The sequence below is a fragment of the Pedobacter glucosidilyticus DSM 23534 genome (assembly GCF_000425145.1).
Taxonomy (GTDB): Bacteria; Bacteroidota; Bacteroidia; order Sphingobacteriales; family Sphingobacteriaceae; genus Pseudopedobacter; species Pseudopedobacter glucosidilyticus.
Genome location: NZ_AULF01000029.1, coordinates 1 through 25,417, shown reverse-complemented (window position 1 = coordinate 25,417; position 25,417 = coordinate 1). Strand labels below are relative to the sequence as shown.

The 25,417-nt window shown below is 34.0% G+C and carries 20 protein-coding genes; 7 read left to right on the top strand and 13 right to left on the bottom strand.

Annotated features, from left to right (window positions below; translation table 11 throughout):
* Positions 1 to 65: 65 nt before the first annotated feature.
* The gene (locus H510_RS0109870) at positions 66 to 1,196 is read left to right on the top strand and encodes a Fic family protein (protein WP_026904177.1); all 1,131 of its coding nucleotides are present in this window, start codon (positions 66 to 68) and stop codon (positions 1,194 to 1,196) included.
* Between the two features lie 237 nt (positions 1,197 to 1,433).
* Here H510_RS0109870 and H510_RS0109865 read toward each other — a convergent pair whose 3' ends face one another.
* Positions 1,434 to 3,077 (bottom strand): hypothetical protein, encoded by a 1,644-nt coding sequence (locus H510_RS0109865; protein WP_211226567.1) that lies wholly within the window; start codon positions 3,075 to 3,077, stop codon positions 1,434 to 1,436.
* 392 nt (positions 3,078 to 3,469) lie between these two features.
* Here H510_RS0109865 and H510_RS19600 point away from each other — a divergent pair, with 392 nt between their 5' ends.
* A complete protein-coding gene (locus H510_RS19600) occupies positions 3,470 to 6,739 on the top strand; it encodes a putative Ig domain-containing protein (protein ID WP_051291139.1) in 3,270 nt (1,089 codons plus the stop codon).
* 110 nt (positions 6,740 to 6,849) lie between these two features.
* Here H510_RS19600 and H510_RS0109855 read toward each other — a convergent pair whose 3' ends face one another.
* The 8 genes from H510_RS0109855 to H510_RS18620 all read right to left on the bottom strand — a co-directional run bounded on the left by H510_RS0109855 (position 6,850) and on the right by H510_RS18620 (position 12,152).
* Complete coding sequence (locus H510_RS0109855; protein WP_036692507.1) at positions 6,850 to 7,212, bottom strand: septal ring lytic transglycosylase RlpA family protein; 363 nt, start codon at positions 7,210 to 7,212, stop codon at positions 6,850 to 6,852.
* A gap of 16 nt (positions 7,213 to 7,228) precedes the next feature.
* Positions 7,229 to 7,612 (bottom strand): septal ring lytic transglycosylase RlpA family protein, encoded by a 384-nt coding sequence (locus H510_RS0109850; protein ID WP_026904174.1) that lies wholly within the window; start codon positions 7,610 to 7,612, stop codon positions 7,229 to 7,231.
* 65 nt (positions 7,613 to 7,677) lie between these two features.
* Positions 7,678 to 8,046, bottom strand: coding sequence for a methionine-R-sulfoxide reductase (locus tag H510_RS0109845; protein WP_245584815.1), 369 nt, complete (start codon positions 8,044 to 8,046; stop codon positions 7,678 to 7,680).
* Positions 8,047 to 8,155: 109 nt separating this feature from the next.
* Positions 8,156 to 8,950 (bottom strand): hypothetical protein, encoded by a 795-nt coding sequence (locus H510_RS0109840; protein ID WP_155977924.1) that lies wholly within the window; start codon positions 8,948 to 8,950, stop codon positions 8,156 to 8,158.
* Positions 8,951 to 8,953: 3 nt separating this feature from the next.
* On the bottom strand, positions 8,954 to 9,397 hold the full coding sequence (locus H510_RS0109835) for a hypothetical protein (protein ID WP_026904171.1): 444 nt from the start codon (positions 9,395 to 9,397) through the stop codon (positions 8,954 to 8,956).
* Between the two features lie 87 nt (positions 9,398 to 9,484).
* The gene (locus H510_RS0109830) at positions 9,485 to 10,366 is read right to left on the bottom strand and encodes a hypothetical protein (protein WP_155977922.1); all 882 of its coding nucleotides are present in this window, start codon (positions 10,364 to 10,366) and stop codon (positions 9,485 to 9,487) included.
* An 18-nt stretch (positions 10,367 to 10,384) separates the two neighbouring features.
* Positions 10,385 to 11,446, bottom strand: a complete 1,062-nt coding sequence (locus H510_RS0109825; RefSeq protein ID WP_155977920.1) for a hypothetical protein — start codon at positions 11,444 to 11,446, stop codon at positions 10,385 to 10,387.
* 88 nt (positions 11,447 to 11,534) lie between these two features.
* Positions 11,535 to 12,152, bottom strand: a complete 618-nt coding sequence (locus H510_RS18620) for a response regulator (RefSeq protein WP_036692505.1) — start codon at positions 12,150 to 12,152, stop codon at positions 11,535 to 11,537.
* 175 nt (positions 12,153 to 12,327) lie between these two features.
* Here H510_RS18620 and H510_RS0109815 point away from each other — a divergent pair, with 175 nt between their 5' ends.
* Together H510_RS0109815 and H510_RS0109810 are read left to right on the top strand one after the other, a co-directional pair.
* On the top strand, positions 12,328 to 14,208 hold the full coding sequence (locus H510_RS0109815) for a tetratricopeptide repeat-containing sensor histidine kinase (protein ID WP_026904168.1): 1,881 nt from the start codon (positions 12,328 to 12,330) through the stop codon (positions 14,206 to 14,208).
* 18 nt (positions 14,209 to 14,226) lie between these two features.
* Positions 14,227 to 16,158 carry an ATP-binding protein gene (locus H510_RS0109810; RefSeq protein WP_026904167.1) on the top strand — a complete coding sequence of 644 codons (1,932 nt, stop codon included), beginning with the start codon at positions 14,227 to 14,229 and terminating at the stop codon, positions 16,156 to 16,158.
* A gap of 54 nt (positions 16,159 to 16,212) precedes the next feature.
* Here H510_RS0109810 and sucD read toward each other — a convergent pair whose 3' ends face one another.
* The 4 genes from sucD to H510_RS0109790 form a co-directional block, all read right to left on the bottom strand.
* Positions 16,213 to 17,091 (bottom strand): succinate--CoA ligase subunit alpha, encoded by an 879-nt coding sequence (gene sucD / locus H510_RS0109805; protein WP_026904166.1) that lies wholly within the window; start codon positions 17,089 to 17,091, stop codon positions 16,213 to 16,215.
* Between the two features lie 151 nt (positions 17,092 to 17,242).
* Positions 17,243 to 18,250, bottom strand: coding sequence for an NAD(P)H-dependent glycerol-3-phosphate dehydrogenase (locus tag H510_RS0109800; protein ID WP_026904165.1), 1,008 nt, complete (start codon positions 18,248 to 18,250; stop codon positions 17,243 to 17,245).
* Positions 18,251 to 18,361: 111 nt separating this feature from the next.
* Entirely contained in the window at positions 18,362 to 19,696 is a 1,335-nt protein-coding gene (locus H510_RS0109795) for an efflux RND transporter periplasmic adaptor subunit (protein WP_026904164.1), read from the bottom strand.
* 11 nt (positions 19,697 to 19,707) lie between these two features.
* Entirely contained in the window at positions 19,708 to 21,048 is a 1,341-nt protein-coding gene (locus H510_RS0109790) for a TolC family protein (RefSeq protein ID WP_026904163.1), read from the bottom strand.
* Positions 21,049 to 21,094: 46 nt separating this feature from the next.
* Here H510_RS0109790 and H510_RS0109785 point away from each other — a divergent pair, with 46 nt between their 5' ends.
* The 3 genes from H510_RS0109785 (at position 21,095) to H510_RS0109775 (ending at position 25,318) form a co-directional block, all read left to right on the top strand.
* Positions 21,095 to 21,724: a polysaccharide deacetylase family protein gene (locus H510_RS0109785; RefSeq protein ID WP_026904162.1), complete on the top strand. Its 630-nt coding sequence runs from the start codon at positions 21,095 to 21,097 to the stop codon at positions 21,722 to 21,724.
* A 188-nt stretch (positions 21,725 to 21,912) separates the two neighbouring features.
* Positions 21,913 to 24,180, top strand: coding sequence for an aconitate hydratase (locus H510_RS0109780; RefSeq protein WP_026904161.1), 2,268 nt, complete (start codon positions 21,913 to 21,915; stop codon positions 24,178 to 24,180).
* Between the two features lie 157 nt (positions 24,181 to 24,337).
* Positions 24,338 to 25,318 carry an acyl-ACP desaturase gene (locus H510_RS0109775; protein WP_026904160.1) on the top strand — a complete coding sequence of 327 codons (981 nt, stop codon included), beginning with the start codon at positions 24,338 to 24,340 and terminating at the stop codon, positions 25,316 to 25,318.
* Positions 25,319 to 25,417: the final 99 nt, after the last annotated feature.

The window sequence follows — 25,417 nt, the reverse complement described above, 5'->3', positions numbered from 1 at the left end:
ATATATCTATGTAAATGAAAATATAAAATCTTATATTTGCATTTGGCAACAGAATTTAACATTCAATGAATATTAGTGGTTTCAGGTCAGGAAAATTAGTACAAAGGTTTAAATACAAAAGTTTTGAACCAACATTAATTGATACCCAATGGCATTTAGATAATGATGATGTAGCATTATTATTAAGCCAAGCTGATCAAAAACTGGGAGAACTGAATGCTTTTAGCCAATTAATACCTGATGTTGATTTTTTTATAAAAATGCATGTCTTTAAAGAAGGTACAAAAAGCAGTCGTATAGAAGGTACTCAAACCAATATAGACGAAGCGCTGCAAAAAGAAGAATACATTAACCCCGAAAAAAAAGATGATTGGCAAGAAGTCCAAAACTATGTACAAGCTATGAATACTGCCATTAATAACTTGAATAGTTTACCTTTAAGCAATCGATTATTAAAAAATACTCATAAAATAATACTGCAAGGAGTTAGAGGAAAACATAAGCAACCTGGAGAGTTTCGCATAAGTCAAAACTGGATAGGAGGAAATAGCCTAGCCGACGCTAAATTTATTCCACCTCATCAAGATGGTGTATTAGAATATATGTCAGATTTAGAGCAATTTATTCATAGCGAAAACAGTAATCTCCCTCATTTAATAAAAATAGCCATCTTGCATTATCAGTTTGAAACCATTCATCCATTTTTGGATGGTAATGGTAGAATAGGCAGACTTTTAATAACACTCTATCTAGTAAATTCAGGTTTACTGGTGAAACCAACCCTCTATTTATCCGACTTCCTAGAAAAAAATAAAGAGCACTACTACGACAATTTAACCATGGTAAGAACTAAAAATGATTTAGTGCAATGGCTTAAATTTTTTCTAGAAGGCATGCGTGTAACTGCTGAAAACTCAATTCAAACTTTTAAAGAAATTATCGCTTTACGAGCTTCAGTAGAAACTAAAATTATTTCATTAGGTAAAAAGCAAATACTGGCCAAAAATGTGCTACAATATTTGTATAGTCAGCCTATCACAGATATGCAAAGTATTTCTAATGAGGTAAATGTAAGTATACCCACCGTTTCAAGATTATTAAATGACTTTGTAAAACTTGGAATATTATTAGAACTAACAGGTTTTAAGCGAAATAGAATATTTGCGTTTGAGCAATATTTAAAACTATTCCGTTAATAAGCAAAAATCAAATAGATTTTAGAAAGCATTTAAAAAAGCTTTAGCAGGGCAATATCAATAAAAGCACCAAAATTCAGAAAGCACCAGCAAGGCGTAATCAATCAACCATTATAGTACAAAAGGATGTTCTTGTGTTATTCGGCAAGCATAATATTGGCCTAAGAGACTAAAAAACTCATAAATTCATTTTTTTGTTAATAGAATTTTTTCTTTTGAAGTTGGATTATTAAACAACTATTGCTTGTTTACTTTAACATCTTTAAACATAAAAGTATTATCACTTACTCTTAAAGGTTTTCCGCTTAAAATATTGAGGTTTTTGATATTAACTTCTTTGGTTTTCACATAAGGAAATTTTTCCTGATAGGATTCATCTTTCATCTTGGGATTAAAATTTGCAAAAATTGCAGGTCCTTCATAATCTAATGGAGACTTTGTATCATCAATACGTAAGTTTTCTATCGTGATTTTTTCTGGCATATAACAAGTATATCCAAAATCATGCTGACCAGAATAAGACCCTCCAATAAGACTAGCCATTTTAACGTTTGAGGGTGCAAAAGTGCAATTACGAATGATAAACTCGCCTTCCCAAGTACTGCCATAATCAGGGCGTAGGTTGATTAAATGCCTTGAATAAATAGTTGAATTTTCTACTATAAACTTGCCACTCCCAATAGCATTAATACCTTGGTGCCCTAATTTAGAATTTCTGATGGTTGCATTAGCTACACCCATGTGCGCATCAAATCTTGAGAAAGAACAACCATCGTACAATAAATTTTTAGAATAGTTAGAACCTAGTATACCCCAATAATTACTATCATTAATATCATTGGTTTGACTGCAGTTGATAAAAGATACATTTAGAGCTTTGTTAACAGAAAGATCATAGGTACCCATAGATACCGGAACGCCTGCAGCGCCAATGGTTTTATAAACTTTATGACCTGTAAGCAGGGTATTTTTTACAGTCACATTTGCACAATCGCCAATGTTGATAAATCCGCCGTAAGGCGCTCCGGTTTCGCCTTCACCAATAATACGATGCTCTAAACCTTCTACCACAACGTTAGAACGTCTTATCGAAATCCCTCTACTATAATAGCTATATTTTGAGTTTTCTTTGTTAGCCATGGTCGTAAAATGTCCCCCTTTTAAAGTCAATGTAGTGCTATCCATTGGTAAAGCTGTCATATCTGTAATGGTATTAAAATCCCAAATGATAGGCGCTTTAGCATCTACATAACCATGCTTATCTACTATAAAAATATCGGTTTGTGCTTTTCCACTATTTTGGTTTGCACCAAAACGAATGTATTGCTTTACCGTAGCATTGCTTACCGTAACCAAATGAGGTCCGTTTAAACTAACATCTATTTTCTCTTGATTTTTTTGAAGAGAGGTTATCCCCTTTAATTTAAAGGATTTTAAAGTTGAACTCACCATAAACACAGGAAGATTACGGTTTTGTACCTGGGTATCATCAATCATAAAAGAGGCATCACCAAAATCAGTATTTGTTTGGATAATAGCAGTACGCCCTTTACCACTGATATAATATTTTGATTTACCATCAACTTTAACAGGAATTTGGTATTGATTAGCAAAAGCATGAGTTGCCGCTATGGCATCTATATCATCTGTTTTCCCATCTCCTACTGCACCAAAATCACTATAACTAACAAATGCCTTACTTTTAATTTTCTGTAAATCTTGAGGAGAAACGTTAACCAAAAGCTCTCCATTATCCTGAATACTTACTTTTGTTGCCGTTTTGTTTGAGGTAATGCTAATATTTCCGCTTTCATTTTTTGACTGTCCAAAAGTATAATTTACTATACTAAAAATTAAAATTAAGAACTTGTACTTCATCATGAATTGGTTATGTGTTTAGGTTTAATAAGAGGTTAAAATTCTAAGACTTTAATATTTGAAGATGGTTTAAAATTGTAAACAGAAGATGTATTAAACCATATACTTTAAACCATACTTAACAATACCAAAATTACCTAATCAAAACTTATATTAATCAACAAATACTTTTTAAGTTTTATTTAAAACCAAACTGTTAATTTTTAATTTTTAACAGATTTTTAACGTAAAAATCATAATTTTAAAAGATTTTTGGGTTATTCAAAAAATAAATTTTTAATAAAATTCAAAGTATAAAATAGTTTGCCATTAGAAAAAAGGTTTACTTAAACATTAGGGATAAATCCATATAATTAATAAAACGTCTTCATTTTTCATTCTTAAATTATTATCTCATGAAAAAACTTCTATCAATCTTTTTAATTTCATTTTTTCTTCAACAGGCAATCGGTCAAACTATTATTGATTTTGAAAACCCACCATCTATTGGAGCAATTAAGTCTATTTCAATAGGTGGATTTACATTTGCAGCCACAATAGCGAACCCTTCTTATAATATTGGCTTTAACAGTAGTGCAGGTTTAAACAACTCTTATGCTTTAGTAGATGGAAATTTAGATGTAGGTGGACTTACCCGATGGACTATCACTAAAGATGGTGGATCAGAATTTCAATTTGTAAGTATTTTCTTACGAAATAGAGACGGACTTAGTTCAGCTTCTGGAACTATTCAAGGTTTTAAAAATGGTGTACCAGTTGGGTCGGCAAAAAGCATAATTTTTAATGGGGTATCTCTATTTAACGCTGATCCTGATTTTTATGATGTAGATGAAATTAGAATTCAGGGAGCAGATTTATATCTTGCCATAGATAACTTCACCTATGGAGCGGTAGTTACAGTACCTGTTAATAATGCCCCAACAGACATTACTTTATCCTCAAATAGTATCAATGAAAATGTAGCAGCAAACTCAACAGTTGGATTATTATCCACCACAGATGCAGATGCGGGTAATACTTTTACCTATACTTTAGTAGCTGGTACAGGAAGTACTGATAATGCTAGCTTCAACATCAGCGGAAATAGTTTAAGAATTAGTAATAGCCCTAACTTTGAATCAAAAAGTAGCTATTCGGTAAGAATTAGAACAACCGACCAAGGAGGTTTAACTTATGAAAAGGCGTTTACCATTACGATTAATAATGTTAATGAAGCGCCAACCATTACTGGTCTACCAACCACTGTTACTGTCCAAGAAGATTCAAACAATGATCATTTTGATATTTCAGCTGCAACCATCAATGATGTTGATGCAGGAAGTGGAGAATTGACTTTAATTTTAACATCAACAGATGGTATTTTTGATGTAGCCGCTGGTACAGGAATTAGCTTAACTGGTCATCTTACCAATCAATTAACAGCCCGCGGTACAATTCAAAACCTTAATAACTACATAAACATACCGTCAAATATTTACTTTAGACCTAATGCTAATCTTAGTGGCATTGCGGTAGGCTCAGTAATTGTATCTATTAATGATAATGGAAATACCGGCATTGGTGGCGGAAATACTATCGTTATTGGAACAATCGGAATAAATATTACGCCAATCAATGATGCACCAACAGACATTACTATATCCTCAAATAGTATCAATGAAAATGTTGTTGCAAACTCAACAGTTGGATTATTATCCACCATCGATGTAGATGCAGGTAATACTTTTACCTACACTTTAGTTGCTGGTACAGGAGATACTGATAATGCAAGTTTCAACATCAGTGGAAGCAGTTTAAGAATCAATAATAGCCCTAACTTTGAGTCAAAAAGTAGCTATTCGGTAAGAATTAGAACAACCGACCAAGGGGGCTTAACTTATGAAAAAGCTTTTACCATTACCATTAATAATGTAAATGAATCCCCTACTGATATTACTTTATCAGCAACAGCTATCAACGAAAATGTAGCTGCCAACTCAGTAATAGGTTCTTTTTCAAGTACAGATCCAGATGCTGGTGACACCTTTACCTACACTTTAGTTGCTGGTACAGGAAGTACTGATAATGCAAGCTTCAACATCAGTGGAAGCAGTTTAAGAATCAATAATAGCCCTAACTTTGAGTCAAAAAGTAGCTATTCGGTAAGAATTAGAACAACCGACCAAGGAGGCTTAACTTATGAAAAAGCATTTACCATTACGATTAATAATGTAAATGATGCTCCTACTATAGCTAACGCCATTCCTAATCAAAATGCGACTCAAAATTCTGCGTTTAATTTTCAATTTGCGCTTAATAGTTTTACAGATGCTGACGCAGGAAATGTATTAACTTATACTGCACAATTAGTAGGTGGCGGTGCATTACCATCTTGGCTAAGTTTTAATGCTGCAACAAGAACTTTTTCTGGTACACCATTAAATGCAAATGTGGGTACCATAAGTATAGATGTAACAGCTGATGACAACAACGGTGGAACTGTTACCGATAATTTTAGCATAATTATAGCTAATATTAATGATGCGCCAACCGTAGCAAACGCAATTCCCAATCAAAACGCTACCGAAGACCAACTATTCAGTTTTCAATTTGCAACCAATACTTTTGCTGATATTGATGCAGGTACAATATTAACTTATACCACACAGTTAACAGGTGGTGGCGCTTTACCAACTTGGTTAAGTTTTAATGCTTCAACCAGAAGTTTCTCTGGCACACCATTAAATGCAAATGTGGGTACCATAAGTATAGATGTCATTGCAAATGATGGCAATGGTGGAACTGTTACCGATAATTTCAACATAACGGTAAGTAATGTAAATGATGCTCCTACTATAGCAAACGCCATTCCTAATCAAAATGCGACTCAAAATTCTGCGTTTAATTTTCAATTTGCTCCTAATACCTTTACAGATATTGATGCAGGTACTACCCTAACTTATACAGCTCAATTAAACGGTGGTGGTGTTTTACCAGCCTGGTTAAGTTTTAATGCTGCAACAAGAACTTTTTCTGGCACACCATTAAATGGCGATGTGGGTACTATCACTATTGATGTTACTGCAAATGATGGTAATGGAGGTACAATAACAGATAGTTTTGACATCATAGTAGAGACAGTTTTACCTGTTTCGTTAAATGAATTTGCAGCCAAAGCACAAACAGATGGAACAGTACTATTAACCTGGGATACTTTTTCTGAACAAAGTAATAAATACTTCGAAATTGCAAGATCAACCGATGGATTAAATTTTGAAACCTTAACTACCCTAGATGGCAAAAGAAATACCACTGAGCGTAATTTCTATAGCTATCTGGATAACAAACCTAAAAGTGGCGTTAATTACTACAAATTGCTACAAATGGATGTAGATGGTACTAGAAAAGAACTAGGTATTGTAACCGTAAATATCAATTTAAGCAACGAAATTAGCTTTAATATCTATCCTAACCCAAGTTCAGATATAGTAAATATTACTTTTAACGCTGGAAAATTCACAATTATGGCTTTGATGGATATGAACGGTAAAGTGATACTGAAAAAAGCATTAACAGCACCAGCTACAGAAATACTTCTTGACTTAAGAGATTTAGCACCAGCTAGCTATTTGATTCAATTTAGTGGTAATCAAAACATAGCAACCAAAATTCTTATAAAGAAGTAAATTATTATAGTATTTCCATTCGTGTTTTGCGAATGGAAATATTTTTTGATTTATTAGAGTTTGATAGCTTTATAAACTATAGGCTATACATACGTTATCTCAACAGTTTTTTACTTTTTCTTTTTGTAAGAAATTGTCACCCTGGCCACACCTACTTTATCTATGGCTATCTTTTTAGCCGCCTGTTTAGAGAGATCAATGATGCGACCTGCAACAAAAGGTCCTCTATCATTAACTCTTACCTTCACAGTCTTTCCGTTATTTAGATTGGTTACTTTAACTTTTGTACCGAAAGGTAAAGTTTTATGAGCAGCTGTTAGTTTATGATTTCTAAATACTTCGCCGCTTGCTGTTTTTCTGCCATCAAATTTATCGGCATAGTATGATGCTTTTCCACTTTGCGTAACTTTTGGAGAACAGGCCCCTAAAAAAGTGAGTACACCTAAAAAGTATGTAAAATTTTGTAAAATCATGATGAATGGTAAATTTCTATTCAACCTCTGGAAGCGAGTATGAAATTTCAACAGTAGCTATCCCTTGCCCCATAATACCAATTTCTCTGGCAGCAGATTGAGATAAATCGATAGCTAAGCCTTTACCAAATGGTCCCCTATCATTAACCACAACAATAACTGATTTTCCGTTTTTTGGATTTACAACCGTAACCTCAGTGCCAAAAGGCAAAGTTTTATGTGCAGCAGTGAATTTATCATGAGTATAAACTTGTCCGCTACTGGTTTTCCTACCTACAAATTTACTGGCATAGTAGGTAGCTCTTACCTGCTTTTGTACTAGATTTTTCTCTTTATCATTACTGAATGAAATACTAAAATTCATCAGTAAAAAAGTGCTTAAAAGAAGTAAAACTTTCATACTTATTGATTAACAGATAATTAGAAATTATCCGAAGATAGAAGAATTAGTTTAAAAATAAAAATCTAAGCTTCTTTAGGAACAAAAATCATACTTAAAGAGTTTACACAATGGCGTGTATTTTTTGGTGTAAAACGCTCCCCTTCAAATACATGCCCCAAATGTCCGCCACAATTTGCACAAACAATTTCTACCCTTCTACCATCTCTATCCATCACCCTTTTAACTGCACCAGGTATTTCATCATCAAAACTTGGCCATCCGCAGTGCGACTCAAATTTATCTTCAGATTTATACAAAGGGGAATTACATCTTTTGCAAACATAAGTACCAGCATCTTTTAGGTTGGTATATGCCCCGGTAAAGGGCATTTCTGTACCTTTATGTAAAATGATATATTCTTCTTCGGGTGTTAATTTATTGTAATTCATCATATAAATAACGTTAATTTATGGACTTAGTTTTATCCTAAAACAAAAAAAGAGGAAGATATTATCATTCCTCTTTCAACAAAATAAACTATTGTACAAAAATTATTTCATTTTAAAATACAAAGCCCAACGAAAGATCAAAGCGAGTTCCAGAATCTTTATTTTCTCCAGTATCCATCATTTTCACTAATCTTGCCCCACCATACAATTTACTTTTTGAAGTAAAAACATCTCCACCAATGGTAAATAAGGTAGGTAAAGCATAGTCGGGATTTTCTACATAATCATTTTTAGGATTTGCTACTTTTACAAAGGTGATATCATAATTCAGATAAGTATCAATCCAGATAGATTTATTAACCAGATAACTTACCAAAACATGAGGCCCAGCATAAAAATAATATCCGGCAGGGTCTGTTACCAAAGAGCCAGATTGCGTATTGGTTCTTCTTTTTGTACCTAGCAAAACATCGCCAAAACTTACGCCAGGACTAACAATAAGCCTATCTTTTGCCAGCACATTATAACTTGCCTGATGCCATCCTACGAAGCCTGATGCCAAAGTAAGTTCAGAGCGATTGGTTGTAACCCTACTTTCATCGTTACTTAACCTTTTAAATCCTCTTACAATAGTAAAAATACCATCACCAAGTGTAGGATTTTCAAATCTGTATCTGAACTGGTTTGCCTGAAAACGATCTCTTTTGGTTGCAACATTTACAGTAGGTCCAGATAAAGGTTCGGTAAATTTCCCTTTCAAATGGGTATATCTTACAAAAAGCTTAATGTTTCCCTCTGTAAATGGATTCTTATTCTTTTTATTTTTAAGGTCTTTAAAACTCTGTGCATATCCTGTTATAACAGATAATAGCATGAAAATTAGGAAAAGGTAAAGGTTCTTCTTCATATCTTATTTTTTTGATGAGGCTTGATAAAATCCTAGTACCGGAGGACATGTCATACAACTGATTATTGGATTTTTTTCTCTTCTTTTTAAACATTCTCTTACCTCCAATTTATAAATCACATAATAATTGGGTTTAAGATTTAAGTTAACAGAAGTATTGATATTTAAACTATTGGTATTATTCATCAGTAAGCCTGTTCTTGCTGATACCAATTTATTGCCGGTATTGGTAATCTCTACATCGTATTGACAGGTTGTACCCCAATGTCTTAATAATTTGGTTCTTACTTTAAGTACTTCACCTGCAACAATAACCTGCTGAAATGGTCCATATACTTCTACACTATCTCCCAAAACAAGAGGTAAATTTTGTGCTTTAACTGTCTTTACAGTAAGTGTACATAGCAAAGACAAGATGATTAAAATGTTTACTTGTTTAGTTTTCATCTCTATTTAATTTTAGAAACACCACCAGAATACACTGGTGGTGATAGCTCTGCAAAAGCTTCGTCTTCAACCATGAAGCTTGTGCAGTTACCTATAAATTATGCCCCAATAAACACCACCCTTAAAATAAAAACCGTCTATGGGTCTGTTTCCAATTTCTAAAGCCATATTCATACGCCCCAAAAATGGATTGTAAGCATTTGTTTGGTGCTTTTTAGCATAAGGATTTTGTACCCATACTACTCCTGCCCTTGCCCCTAGATTACCGCTACTGATTTGGTCTGACAAGAACGCATTATCAATTTTGCTTACCGGATAAACCATCACATCTGCAAATAATTTATAGATAGATCCTGTTGGTACTGCCTGTGGCTCTCCTTTAAGCTGTGTTTTAATCAGATGACTTGATGTTGATTGGATTCCGGCGTATATACCGGTCAGTTTAAAATCTGCTTCGGCTTGTGCTATCTTAATTCCATCAGTTCTTAAGCTACTACTGTTATGTTGTATCCCAGCTCTTAAACCCAAAACATGTTTAACTTTTGCCGGTATAGCTAAATAAGTATAAGTTTCTGTACTGCTGATTACATCAAGAGTTCTTTTATAATTTAAGATGACTTTGGTATCTCTCATTTTTTCTTTGGTAGAAAAGTTAAAAAATGCACCTCCCTGGACATAGCTTAACCCTTTAATACCTTTTGTTGTAAAGTAAGGAATGCCTGCATAACCCTCAAAACCAAGCTTGTGGTTAAAACCATAAACTCCGTTTATACCCAACATTAATGAACTGGCTGCATATTTACTGGTAGAAACAAAGCCCTCTACAGGAGCAATATTAAGCATGTGGTTAATGGTCTGTTCCGGACTATCAGCCACTTTAGCATAATCAAGCTTCTGTGCATGAGATTCTTTTATCACCATGCTTAGCACAAATGTTACTACCAAGAGTATATAAAACAGCACCTTCATTTCTAAAATTTTTACTGCTTAAAATCCTTTAAGAAACTCCTGAGTATGATGATCCATAAATTTCTTTGCTGCCATGTAAACTCCTTCGTAATACTTTGCGCCGTCAACCTCTACAACTTTAGAATTTTTAGCAGATTTGTTTTGCGCTGTAAAGAAAGTACCGTAAACCGTTTGATTGGCTGTACCGTAGCTTCTGTTAGCAAAGCTTTGAAGCTTAGTATCCTCTATTACACCATTAATTTCTAATGATTTACTTAGTGAACCAGAATATGTAGTAGTTGCCCCCATTCCCATCTTGCCATGATAGAAATTTACGCCGCTACTAGCCATAAAATATTCATTCTGTCCTTTAAACTTCACCTTATTATCGCTTGTCATTTCTATAGCTTCGGGGCCAGATATCCTGAGGTTGGTTTGCACCTTTATATTTGCACCATTACCTTTAAAGGCATTTGCACTTTCTATAAAAAGAACATACATATTTACCTCAGCAATAATAGCGTCATCTAACTCGCTAGAAAGTTTTGGATATAAAGTTGCAGTTGTACCTAAAAAGCCTCCACTTTTGACTTTACCAGATTTATCAACCTTTTTAACAAAATACTCATATCCACTTGGTGCGCTTGATAGTGTACCCGGTAATTGTGCTAAACTGATTTCCCCACCTTTAAGCTTCTCAAAATCAGCATACACACTAGTCTTTGCCGCTTCATCTGCGGTTACGATAGTTAATCCTTTTGATTTTAATTGAGCCACATAATCAGCATAAAGCTTATCGGTAATTTTTTGAACATCTTGGTTGGTAAGACCATCTAATCCTACAGAAATTTCAGCTAAAGCATCTCCTTTAAACCCTCCGCCCAATGTTGAACCTCCTTGTTTAAAATCCTGCTTTTCATTATAAACCTGATAGTTTACATTAAAGGCTGCTATATAAACCTTTTTAGCTTTACCTTTCAGCTTTCCTAAACCAAAAGAAGTATCCTTAGGTTTAAACTCACCTAACTGGATTTGTTGCGCCATAAGACTTCCTCCGGAAATCAACAGGCAAATCATTAAAATTTTTTTAATTTGTTTCATGGTTGCTTTTTTTTAGTAAAGCTAAACCATGTTGGCGCATTGTGTTTTCCGTTGAATTACTGATTTTGCATCCGTAACTTTACGTAGTTTATATGATTTTTTTTGAGAAGGCATATTTAATTAAGCCCACTGTGGATGTAGATTTTGTTTTTCTTAGTAGATTTTTTCTATGAGTTTCTACCGTACGCTCGCCAATAAATAGCTTTTCAGCAATTTCTTTACTGGTTAATTCTTCACAAAGTAATTTCAAAACTTCCAGTTCTCGATCTGTAAGCTCTGCCTCTTCTGGGGTTTGTGTATAACCTTTTACCAATAACTGGCTGATTTCTTTACTCCAAAAATGCCCGCCATTAATTACAATGGTTATGGCTTGTAAGAGTTCATGATGTGTATATTTTTTTAGAAGATAGGCATCTACGCCTGCTGCAACCATCTCTTGTACCATTTGGGCTTCATCATGCATAGTTAAAACAATCACCTTTAAATCAGGAAATAATTGTTTTACTTGTTTCACTAAATTTAACCCACTCATGTCTGGCATACTATAATCGGTAACCATTAAATCTATAGCGGTAGACTTTAGTGTAGCCAATGCAAAAACGCCAGAAGTTACCTTATGAATACTTTGTGGTTGCAAATGCTCTTTAATAAGATACTCTACACCCTCGCTTAAGATAATATGATCATCAACTAATAATATATTCATGAGTAAAATATTTGCGCTAAGATATTATCTTTAAATTAAGAAATGCAGAGCTAAAATCAACTTATCTTTATCGCTAATCCTAAAAAAGTCCGTGATTATCAAAAGTAAACCTAAACTCATCAACTTTAAAGCCTTTCGGCTTATCTTATGTATATATTTTGTAGGCCTATCCAACATGCAGGTATTAGCCTATACTAAAATTGATAGTCTTAAACATTTACTTAAAAGTAAGCAAGAAAATACCGAGGATGTAATGGCTAAAATTTGTTGGGAGTATAGGTACCATTATCCGGACAGTGCAAGGTTGTATGGAGCGAAAGCAATTTCTTTAGCACAAAAAAATAATAATCTACCCGTACTGGCAATTGCCTACCACAATTTAGCTGTGGTATATGAGGCGCAAAGTAATTTCGATAAATCTTTGGAACTCAATTTAAAATCTCTAGCTATTAAAAAAAGAATACATGATGTTATAGGCATAGCTAATAGTTATAACAATTTAGCGGGTATTTATGATCAGAAAGGAGATTTCCCAAAAGCAGTTTTTTATTATAAACAAGCTTATGAGATTTATAAAAAAAATAATAGTAAAGAAGATGTTGCCATGATTAATTTAAATCTGGGAATTTTATTTAAAGCGCAAAAAGAATATAAAAAGGTTTTAAAGTACTATTTAGAAGCTTATGAGATTTATAAAGAATTAGGTAAAACTTTTGAAATGGGAGCAAGCGAAGCCAATTTAGGCTCGGTATATTTCTATTTAAACAACTATCAGAAGTGTTTATATTATTCAAAACTTGCAGAAAAAAAGTTTATTGACTTAAAAGTAGATAAATTTTTACCCGTAGTAAGGGCAAATATAGGTTTAGCTTATGGAAAAATGGGGAATTTTAAACTATCGGTATCATTTTTAAAAAAGGCGATACAAGGCCATACTGCATTTAACAACAAGAAAGAGCTGGCCTTTACCTTTATTCACTTAGCTAGAAATTACATGCCAGTTAACCAAGATTCATCGCTTGCTTTTGCAAAAAATGCACTTAAACATGCCACAGATTGCGCCTCTATTCCAGAAATGATGGATGCTAGAAAATTACTTTCTGATATTTACGAGCTTAAAGGAGCGCATAAACTAGCCTTAGAAAATTACATTGGTTACAGTACGCTAAAAGACTCTTTGTTTAAAATAGAAAAACAAAAAGAGCTCAATCAGTTTAATGTGTTATTTGAAACAGAAAAAAAAGAACGTAGAATTACCGAATTAAATCAACAATCTGCCATACAAAAACTTGAAATAAAGCAAACCAATATCTACCTCTATGCAGCAGTTATCTTTATTGGTTTTTGTGTTTTATCTGCTTTTTTACTACTTAACAGACAAAAAATTAAAAATCAAGTGAGGCTTCAGCAAGAAATAAACAAACAACATGAAATTACTACAAAAGAGATTTTTAAAGCAGAAGAAAGAGAAAGAAGACGTATTGCTTCTGATTTGCATGATGGAGTAGGCCAGCTACTATCAGCCTCATTGCTAAATTTTAACAGCTTGATAGCCAAAACAAACTTACAAGACCCACAACTGATATTGTTATCAGAAAAATCTATCGCACTTCTAAATGAAAGTTATGAGGAAATGAGGTCCATTTCTCATCAAATGATGCCTAATGCGCTTTTAAAGTCTGGCTTGGCGTCTGCTATCAGAGAATTTATCAATAAAATAGATCATCAGGCACTAAAAATAAGTTTAGAAATTATTGGCTTAAACCATAAATTAGAGGAAAACATAGAAACTGTTATTTACAGAGTTATACAAGAAGCAACAAATAATGTTATCAAACATGCCAAAGCTACTGCATTAACCATACAAATTTTACAGGATGAGGAAGGTTTAACCGTATCTATAGAAGATAACGGCGTTGGCTTTGATAAACAAATACAGCATCTAGGTTTTGGTTTAAAAAATATGCAGAACAGGATATATGCCATGAAAGGCACCATAGAACTAGATAGCAGGCCACATAAAGGCACACTCATCACTTTCTTTTTACCGGTTTAAAATCCAGATTGTATCTATATGATAAACGCTTATGTAAAACTTTTTTTAACTATTGTATTAAGTTTATGTATTTATTTAATACCTATAAATGCACAAGAAACGGATGAAGTAGAGCTTAGAAAAAAAATAGACCTTTTAAATGAGCAGGCCAGAAAAAAACTACTCATGCCCGATAGTATGATTGTTTATGCAGAACAAGCCTACCAATGGTCTGATAAAGCAGGTTATGCCAAAGGGAAGGCAAATGCGCTAAAGTTTAAAGGTATATATGCGCATGCAAAAAGTAACTTTAACCAAGCTATTCAGTATTATCAGGATGCCTTAGAGATTTTTACCACCTTAAAAGATGATTTGGAAATTGGTAAAGCAAACCTCAATATTGCAACTTCTTATAATCATAAAAACGAGTATCCTTTAAGCATACAATATGGTTTAGAAGCCTTAAAATATTTCAGGAAAGTTAATGACCCCAATGGTGAAGGCCGGGTTTTAAATTTATTAGGAATAGCTACCTACATACAGGGCGATTATAGAACAGCATTGAAGTATTTTTTTAATTACAACCATCTGGTACAAAAAGCAAAAGACGAAAATGAGATTGCCAGCAGCTTCAATAATATTGGCTCTGCTTATGAAAAGCTTAAACGACCAGACTCTGCCATATTTTACTATAAAAAGGTTCTAGCTTATGAAATAAAAAAGGGTTCTGAAAGTAACCTTGGCATGACCTACCAAAATATAGGAAGCCTTTACAATAGTATCAACAAGCATAGGCTTGCTCTTGATTTTCATCAAAAAAGTAAAACCTCTTTTGAACGGGCAAACGACAAAAAATACTTAAGCCATAGCTATTACAATATTGGATTATCCTACAAGCTTTTAAAAGATACTACAGCAGCTATAAGTTGGTTTAAAAAAGCAATGAACTTAGCCTCAGTTATTCAGGAAACAGAAATACTTAAAGAAACCAACCAACAGCTCTCTAAAATTGATGCCTCTGATCAAAATTTTAAGCAAGCTTACCAAAAGCTTCTTGTATCAAATCAAATGCAAGACGCTATACTCAACTCTGATAAAACAAAAATTATAGAAGAGCTTAAGACTAAATACGAAACAGAAAAAAAAGAACTTAAAATTGCAGACCTTAACCAGCAGGCACAAATTAATCAGCTACAACTAAAACAAAAAAACAGCTATCTCCTGTTTGCAATTATTGTAATAGCACTAGGTATTTTAACAGCTTACCTTCTTTTCAATCGGCAGAAAATAAAACAACAAATGAGATTAAAAGAAGATGCTAACAAACAACAAGAGCTAATGGTTAAAGAAATTTTATTAGCAGAAGAAAGAGAAAGAAGACGTATTGCTAGTGATTTACATGATGGCGTTGGCCAAACACTCTCTGCCGCATTAATGAATTTACATAGTTTGGTTTCAAAAATAAATTTGCAAGACAAACAACAAAGTTTATTTGCAGAAAAAACACTCTCCTTACTTAATGAAAGCTATGATGAAATGCGCTCTATTTCGCACCAAATGGTGCCTAATGCTTTAATAAAATCTGGATTAACTACTGCTGTAAGAGAATTTATCAATAAAATTGACGAGCAAAAACTTAAAATAAGTCTTGAAACAGAAGGTTTAGATGAAAAGCTTGATGAAAATATAGAAACTGCTATTTACAGAATCATACAAGAAGCGGTTAATAATGTAGTTAAACATGCCAAAGCTTCAAAGCTTAGTATACAGATTTTTAAAGATACGCAGGGCATCAGCCTAACCATAGAAGATAATGGAATTGGTTTTAATGTGAAGGAAGTGAATCAGACTTCTGGCATAGGATTAAAAAATATACAAAACAGAGTACATGCATTAAAAGGAAATTTAGAGTATGACAGCCGTTTTGGAAGTGGCACATTGGTAAATATTTATATCCCAATAAGTCCATAAAAAAAGGCCGGATTGAGATTCCAGCCTTTAAAGTTTATTTTAGATTATTATTGTTTATGCAAGTTTTGCTAATTCTTCTGCCATTGCAGCACCAATACCAGCAGGAGACTCCACTACTCTGATACCGCACTCACTCATGATTTTCATTTTAGCAGCAGCAGTATCTTCTGCACCACCAACAATAGCACCAGCATGGCCCATTCTACGTCCTGGGGGCGCTGTTTGACCAGCTATAAAACCAACTACTGGTTTTGTTCCGTGTTCTTTAATCCAACGGGCAGCTTCTGCTTCCATACCACCACCAATTTCACCAATCATGATGATACCATGCGTATCCGGATCATTCATTAACAACTCTACAGCATCTTTAGTTGGGGTACCAATGATAGGGTCTCCACCTATACCAATAGCCGTAGTAATACCTAAACCTGCTTTTACTACTTGGTCTACTGCCTCATAAGTTAAAGTACCTGATTTAGAAACTACACCAACATTACCTTTTTTGAAGATAAAACCTGGCATAATACCAATTTTAGCTTCATCAGCAGTGATAATACCTGGACAGTTAGGTCCAATCAAACGGCAATCTTTATCTGCTATATATTCTTTTACCTGAATCATATCCTTGGTTGGGATACCTTCAGTAATACAAACGATAACTTTAATTCCAGCCTCAGCAGCTTCCATAATAGCGTCTGCTGCAAATGCAGGAGGTACAAAAATGATAGATACATCTGCACCAGCCTTCTCAACTGCTTCTTTAACCGTATTAAATACAGGTCTGTCTAAATGGGTTTGTCCGCCTTTTCCTGGTGTTACACCGCCAACAACGTTAGTTCCGTACTCAATCATCTGGGTAGCATGGTAAGTACCCTCATTTCCGGTAAAACCTTGAACAATAACTTTCGAATTTTTATTTACAAGTACACTCATGGTCAATTTTTTGTATCGCAAAACTAAGATAATCGGCTAAAACCGCAAAAGATTTGGCAAATAACTTTCTAAAAAAATAATTTGTGGCATTCCACAGATAAAATAGCGTAAAAAGCCAATTTCAGATCTTTTTACTTTCTATTTAAATCCTTCAAGTCAAAACCTCTGTTAATAATTTCATTTCTATATGTGGCGAATGCTTTTCATAAAGAATGGCATAAACAGCCCTAGCAATAGGCATATTCACTTTATAGGTTTTATTAATTTGATGAATAGAGTTAACTGCATAATAACCCTCTGCAATCATATTCATCTCTAGCTGTGCAGATTTTACAGTATATCCCTTCCCTACCATATTACCAAAAGTTCTGTTCCTACTAAACTGAGAGTAAGCAGTTACCAATAAATCACCTAAATATGCAGATTCTTTAATGTCTCTATTAATCGGGTGAATAGCAGCAACAAATCTCTCCATTTCTCTGATGGCGTTAGAAATTAATACCGCTTGAAAATTATCTCCATAACCAACCCCGTGGCAAATACCACTGGCAACTGCATAAATATTTTTTAAAACAGCAGCATACTCAGTTCCATAAATATCATCAGAAATATTTGTTTTGATGTATCTATTACTAATCATTGAGGCAAATGTTTCTGCTAGCTGTAAATCTGGCGAGGCTATGGTTAAATAAGAAAGTTTTTCTAACGCTACTTCTTCGGCATGGCATGGCCCACTAATTACTACAATATCTTCAAACGGTACTTGATATTGGTGATGAATAAACTCGGCTATAATTTGATTTTCATCAGGAACGATGCCTTTAATTGCCGAAATAATCTTTTTCCCTTTTAAATCTTTCGGAGTTAAATCAGCAAAAGCATCTTTCAAAAATGCCGCAGGTACATTTAACAATAAAATTTGTGCGTTTTTTACGGCCTTTCTTATATCTGTATAAATATGATTTGAATCTACCTTAATTTCTACGGATGATAAATAGTTGGGATTGTGTTTATATTTACGAATATGCTCAGCAGCATCCTTACTTCTCATCCACCAATAGATATCTTTTTCCAACAAATTGTCGCTCAGCATCTTCACTATTGCTGTTGCCCAACTACCACCTCCTATAACGGCTATCCTGTTTAACTTATCCTGCATGGCTGAATAAATAGTTTTTAAATAAAAATGTCCCGCTCTTGAGCAGAACGGGACAAATTACAGATTTTCCTCGAAAATCAAACGATTGCGTGATCTAAGTTAACCTAATCACTATTTCTTTTCAGTATTAAAAAGCTTTGATTTATCTACAATTTCAATCTCTATTTTATCTTTTAAAGTTTTAGATATGGCAGAGTAAGGCGCACTAATGACTTGCTGACCAGCTTTTAAACCCGATAAAATAATGATGTTTTGATCATCCTGAATACCTGTTTTAACAGCTACTTGTTTAGCCAACCCATTCTCTGCAACAAAAACATATTCTTTAGGCTTTTCTTTGCTTTTTCCATTTTTCTCGTCGTTATTACTTGGTCCATCCTTCTTCTCGTCTTTATTTTCTTCTTGCCTAATAGTTACACTTTGAATAGGAATAACCAAACCTCTTGTTTTTTCTGTTTGTATATCAACTGTTGCAGATAAACCAGGTTTAAAAGGTGATACATCAGCATTTTGTTGTCCTAAATTTTGATAAGATATTTTCAGAATTCTAATCTTCACTTTAAAATTAGTTACCTGATCTGCTGTTTCTCCAACCACATTTGCAGAACTTGCAATTTCTGTTACAATACCTTTAAATTTTTTATCCAAAAAAGCATCTACTTCTATAATTGCGGTATCGCCTAAGCTTAACCTGTTGATGTCATTCTCATTTACATCCACATTAACTTCCATACTATTTAGGTTGGCTATGGTCATCATCTCGGTACCAGTCATTTGTGCAGTCCCTACAACACGCTCTCCTCTTTCTACAGAGAGTTTAGAAACAACCCCATCTACCGGAGCATAAATATTGGTACGAGCCAAGTTATCACTAGCTTCTTTTACAACAGCGCCAGATTGTTCTAAGCCAAACTTAGCTCCTATCAAATTTTGCTTAGCTGTTTCTAAGTTTGATTTAGCTGTTAAATATTCTGCTTGTACAGCATCAAACTCTGCCGCAGATATTACTTTTTCTTTATAAAGTGTCTGGTTTCTTTTATATCTGGCCTCAATATTTTTGAAATTAGCCTGTGCTTGTACAATTTGCTGTTGTGCACTGGCAACTGTTGCTTTTTGTGCATTGTATGAAGCAACTGTTCGCTCATATCCAGAAGCTAAAATATCTGGCTTTATTTTACATAAAAGCTGTCCTTTTTTAACCATATCACCCTCTTTAACATGAAGCTCTACAATCTCTCCAGACACCTCAGGACTCAGTTTTACTTCAATTTCAGGTTGTATTTTACCACTTGCAGAAACTGTTTCAATAACATCTTTAACTTCTGCTTTGGTTACAGCCACTTGTATAGCTTTAGGCTTACCTATCCAGCCCATTTTCTTACTCACAACAAGTGCAATAGCAATTACACCTAATACAATTAATATATTTCTTAATTTCTTATTCATTTTGTATTGATTTATAAATTGATAGGATTACCCAAATAAAAGTCGATAACTTTTGCTCTAAAAAGCAAATCGTATTTTGCTTGTATAAAATCAAACTGGGCTTTGTTATAATTGGTTTGAGAAGTATTTAACTCTATAGCATTAGCCAAGCCAACATCATACCTTTTCTTAATAACTTCAAATGCGTCTTTTGATGAAGTTAAGCTGGATTGCGTAGAAACATATCTCTTTTCTGCTGAACGTAAATCTAAAACCGCCTGATTGATGATTTTATTTAAATTGTTTTTAGCAAGTTGCTCTGTTACTAAAGCGTCTTGATATCTTATTTTGGCGATGTTAACACTAGATCTGGAACGATAATTATTAAAAATAGGAATACTTAAATCAACACCAATGAATTTACTCACGTTATTTTCTAATTGACTTTTAAATGAAAAAGGTGAAATATTAGAATAAGATGTCCCTAATCCGCCACCAAAAGATAGAGAAGGATAAAACCCTCCTTTTGCGACTTTTATAGCTGTTTTAAAAGCCTCTGAGTTATATTGAGCAAGTTTTATGTCTGGATAATTTTCAACTGCTTTCTTGTAAACCTCATTTCCTTCACGATAAACATGTGTATATTGAAGAGATAAATTAGGGGTTTGCACTGTAATTTCTTGCTGAGGATTTAACTCCATCAATTGCTTTAACTCTAAAATTGAGAGGTCATAAGCATTTTTAGCATTTGTCAAATTCAACTCATTAGTTGCCAATTGGGCTTTAACTTGAGATAAATCTGCTAATGTTTTATTACCAACATCAAAATTCTTTTGTTCAACATTAAGTTGAGCATTTGATAATGCCACTTGTTGCTCACTTGCCGTTATTAAATCCCTATTAGTGAGAACCTGTAAATAAGATGTAACTACTGAAAGTGTAAGGTCATTTCTAACTTTCTCAATATTGGTCTTATCTGCCAGTAGTGTTACTTTATTTTGTAGAATTTGGTTTCTTAATTGCCCACCTTGAAAAAGAGTGACGGATGAATTTAAATTTCCATTTAAACCATCAGCATCATTAACAAGACGACCAGTAATTTGATCAAAGAATAATCCGAAACGCCTATTAGCAGAAGCAGCCCCTCTAATATTAGGCAAAATTTCATATCTCGATTGTTTAAGGTTCTCAGAAGTAATATCCGTCTGAAATTGCGCCTGCTTCACCTGTAGATTGTTTTGTAAAGTTAACCTAATTGCCTCATTAAGATCAATTCTTAGAGAATCTTGCGCTTTTACTATTAATGAAAGAATCAGAAAAAAGGCAAAAGCACTAAAATTCTTAAGTAAAAACTTCATTTTAATATATTTCATATTTATATTTCATCTTTGCTTCTTATTAATAAAGCAATCTTAAGCAATGTATTTGGTTAAAACACCCTGGCTATTAAAAAAGTTCTATCCTAAAAACTTAGTTTGGAACAATTCCAGAGCTGAAAAAATTATTTATTTGACTTTTGACGACGGACCCATACCTATTGTTACACCATTTGTGTTGGAAATCTTAAAAAAGTTTAATGCCAAAGCTACTTTCTTTTGTATTGGAGAAAATATCAACAAACATCCTCAAATTTTTGAACAACTTAAAACTGAAGGACATGCCATAGGAAACCATACTTACAACCATCTTAACGGCTGGAAATCAGACAACAATACCTACATCAACAATATTTCAAAATGTCAAGAATTAACTCAAACAAATATTTTTAGACCTCCTTACGGAAGAATTAAAAAATCGCAAATCACATTAATAAACCAGTTAAAAATTGAACAAAACTTAAAAATCATCATGTGGGATGTTTTGAGTGGAGATTTTGATGCACAACTATCTCCAGAAAAATGCCTTAAAAATGTTTTAAAGCATACAGAAAATGGTTCTGTAGTAGTTTTTCATGATAGTTTAAAAGCATTTGATAGGCTTAAATACACACTTCCAAAAGCTTTAGCACATTGGCAAGCTCAAGGATATGAATTCCGTTCAATCCACTAAATTCTCTCCATATCAATAATTATTTTTAGAGTTTTTCAGAAAATCTACTATAATATCTGGCAACACATCCTATTTAGACTCTATATAAATAATAAAAGTACACATAAATGGCATTCTAAAGTGCTTTTTTTTGTAAATTAGCCGCCCAACATAGAAACGTATATTAAACTTATAATCAATTCAATACCATGGCATTTGATTTAGACATGATCAAAAAGGTTTATAGCAACTACGGAAGCAAAGTTGATGCTGCTCGTAAAGTTGTAGGAAAACCTTTAACTTTAACAGAGAAAATACTTTACGCACACCTTTGGGACGGAAACGCTAGTACAGCTTTCAAAAGAGGTGCAGATTACGTTGATTTTGCACCAGACCGTGTAGCTATGCAAGATGCTACCGCACAAATGGCATTATTGCAATTTATGCAAGCTGGCAGGCCACAAGTTGCCGTACCTTCTACTGTTCATTGTGACCACTTAATACAAGCAGAAGTTGGCGCTGATAAAGATTTAGCAACTGCAAATATTCAAAATAAAGAAGTTTACGATTTCCTTTCTTCTGTTTCTAACAAATATGGTTTAGGATTTTGGAAACCAGGTGCGGGTATTATTCACCAAGTAGTTTTAGAAAACTATGCTTTCCCTGGCGGTATGATGATTGGTACAGATTCTCATACACCTAATGCCGGCGGTTTAGGGATGATTGCTATTGGCGTTGGTGGTGCTGATGCTTGTGATGTAATGGCTGGTTTAGCTTGGGAGCTTAAATTCCCTAAATTAATAGGTATTAAATTAACTGGAAAACTTTCTGGTTGGACTTCTGCTAAAGACGTTATTCTTAAAGTAGCAGGAATTTTAACTGTAAAAGGTGGTACAGGCTATATCGTAGAATATTTTGGAGAAGGTGCTCGTTCACTATCTGCAACAGGTAAAGGTACCATCTGTAACATGGGTGCAGAAATTGGTGCAACAACTTCCATATTTGGTTATGATGAAAAATCAGAAGCCTACTTAAGAAATACAGCCAGAGCTGATATTGCTGATTTAGCAAATGCCGTAAAAGAACATTTAACCGGTGATGACGAAGTTTACAATAATCCTGAGCAATACTTTGATCAAGTAATTGAAATCAACTTATCAGAATTAGAACCACACATCAATGGTCCTTTTACACCAGATTTGGCTTGGCCAATTTCTAAATTTGCAGCGGCCGTTAAAGAAAACGGATGGCCTGCAAAATTAGATGTTGGTTTAATTGGCTCTTGTACAAACTCTTCTTACGAAGATATTTCAAGAGCAGCCTCTCTTGCACAACAAGCTATAGACAAGAATTTGATTGCTAAATCAGAATATACCATCACTCCAGGTTCAGAACAAGTAAGATACACCGTAGACCGTGATGGTTTCTTAGATACATTTGGTCAAATGGGTGGAGTTGTTTTGGCAAACGCTTGTGGTCCTTGTATTGGTCAGTGGGCTCGTCATGGTGCAGAAAAACAAGAAAAAAACTCTATCATCACTTCTTTCAACCGTAACTTCGCAAAAAGAGCTGATGGCAATCCAAATACTCATGCTTTTGTTGCCTCTCCAGAAATGGTTACTGCATTGGCAATTGCTGGCGACTTAACTTTTAACCCATTAACAGATACTTTAACAAACGAGAAAGGTGAGCAAGTTAAACTTGACGAGCCTAAAGGTTGGGAATTACCAGCTAAGGGATTTGCTGTTGAAGATGCAGGTTACCAAGCTCCGGCAGAAGATGGCAGTAAAGTTGATGTTTTGGTAGATCCAAAATCTTCAAGATTACAATTATTAGATCCATTTAAAGCGTGGGAAGGCACAGACCTTAAAGGTTTAAAACTTCTTATCAAAGCTAAAGGAAAATGTACAACAGATCATATTTCTATGGCTGGTCCTTGGTTAAAATTCCGTGGCCATTTAGATAATATTTCTAACAACATGCTTATTGGTGCTATCAATTATTTTAATGATAAAGCTGATACCGTTAAAAATCAATTAACGGGCGAATATGGTCCGGTTCCTGCAACACAGAGAGCTTACAAAGCCGCAGGTATTGGTTCTGTAGTAGTTGGTGATGAAAACTATGGTGAAGGGTCTTCAAGAGAACACGCAGCTATGGAGCCTCGTCACCTAGGGGTAAGAGCAATACTGGTAAAATCTTTTGCCCGAATACATGAAACCAATCTGAAAAAACAAGGTATGTTAGCCTTAACATTTGCTAACCCTGCTGATTATGATAAAGTTCAAGAAGACGATTTAATTGATATCATCGGCTTAAATGATTTTGCTCCTGGTAAATCACTTCAGATTGTTCTTCATCATACAGATGGTTCTTCAGATACATTTGAAGTAAACCATACTTATAATGAGCAGCAAATAGAATGGTTTAAAGCCGGAGGTGCATTAAACATCATTAGAAAAAATATGGGAGCTTAATGTTTCCTTGATCATAACACACAGAAAGGCTACCAAAAGTAGCCTTTTTTTATACCCTTTAATTGCTCGTGTAATCAAGTCATTACCTTAATAAGTAAAAGATATTACATATTATAATGCTATATGCTTATATTTGAATATAATATCAATAATTTTTATGTTAGAATTACCCGTTGGATCAAGAAAAGAAGTAATGACGTATTTAGAACCTTTCATGTTAAATGAAATGTCTGAATATTTAAAGCCTGTGGAAGAGATGTGGCAACCAGCAGACTTTTTACCAGACTCTAGCAAAGAAACTTTTTTTGACGAAGTAAAAGAACTACAACGCAACACCAAAGAACTTTCTTACGATTTATTAGCTGTTTTAATTGGCGATACCATTACCGAAGAAGCTTTACCAACTTATGAATCATGGTTAACCATGGTTGATGATGTTTCTAGAAATGAACAAGGAGGATGGATGAGATGGGTAAGAGCTTGGACAGCAGAAGAAAACAGACATGGCGATTTACTAAACAAATATCTGTACCTATCCGGCAGGGTAAACATGAGGATGATGGAAGCCTCAACCCAATACCTTATTCAAGATGGTTTTGATATAGGCACTGGTCATGACCCTTACAGAAACTTCATTTATACCTCTTTTCAAGAAATGGCAACCAATGTTTCGCACAGAAGAGTTGCAAGTTTAGCTAAACAAGTTGGCGATAAATTACTTTCTAAAATGTGTGGTGTTATTGCATCAGACGAAGCCAGACACGCCAAAGCATACAAAGCATTTATCAGTAAAGCTTTTGAAGTAGATGCCAGCGAAGTGATGATTGCCTTTGAAGATATGATGAAAAAGAAAATTGTTATGCCGGCTCATTTTTTAAGAGAAATAGGCTTAAAAATGGGGCAAACTTTTGGTCACTTCACAGATGCAGCACAAAGATTAGGCGTTTATACAGCTGTTGATTATGTAGACATCTTAAAAGAACTTATTGTTGATTGGAAGATAGAAGAAGTTAAGGATTTAAATGAAGCCGGCGAAAAAGCCAGAGAATACTTAATGAGACTACCTGATAGACTAATCAGAATAGCAGACAGAATAAAAACCCCAAATCTAGAATATAAATTTAGCTGGATATTATAATATTACAGATTATCTTCATTAAAATGATTTAAACCGATATGTATGTATCGGTTTTTTTGTTTATGAAATTTTTACCAGTTATTGAAAAGCCTTAACTCT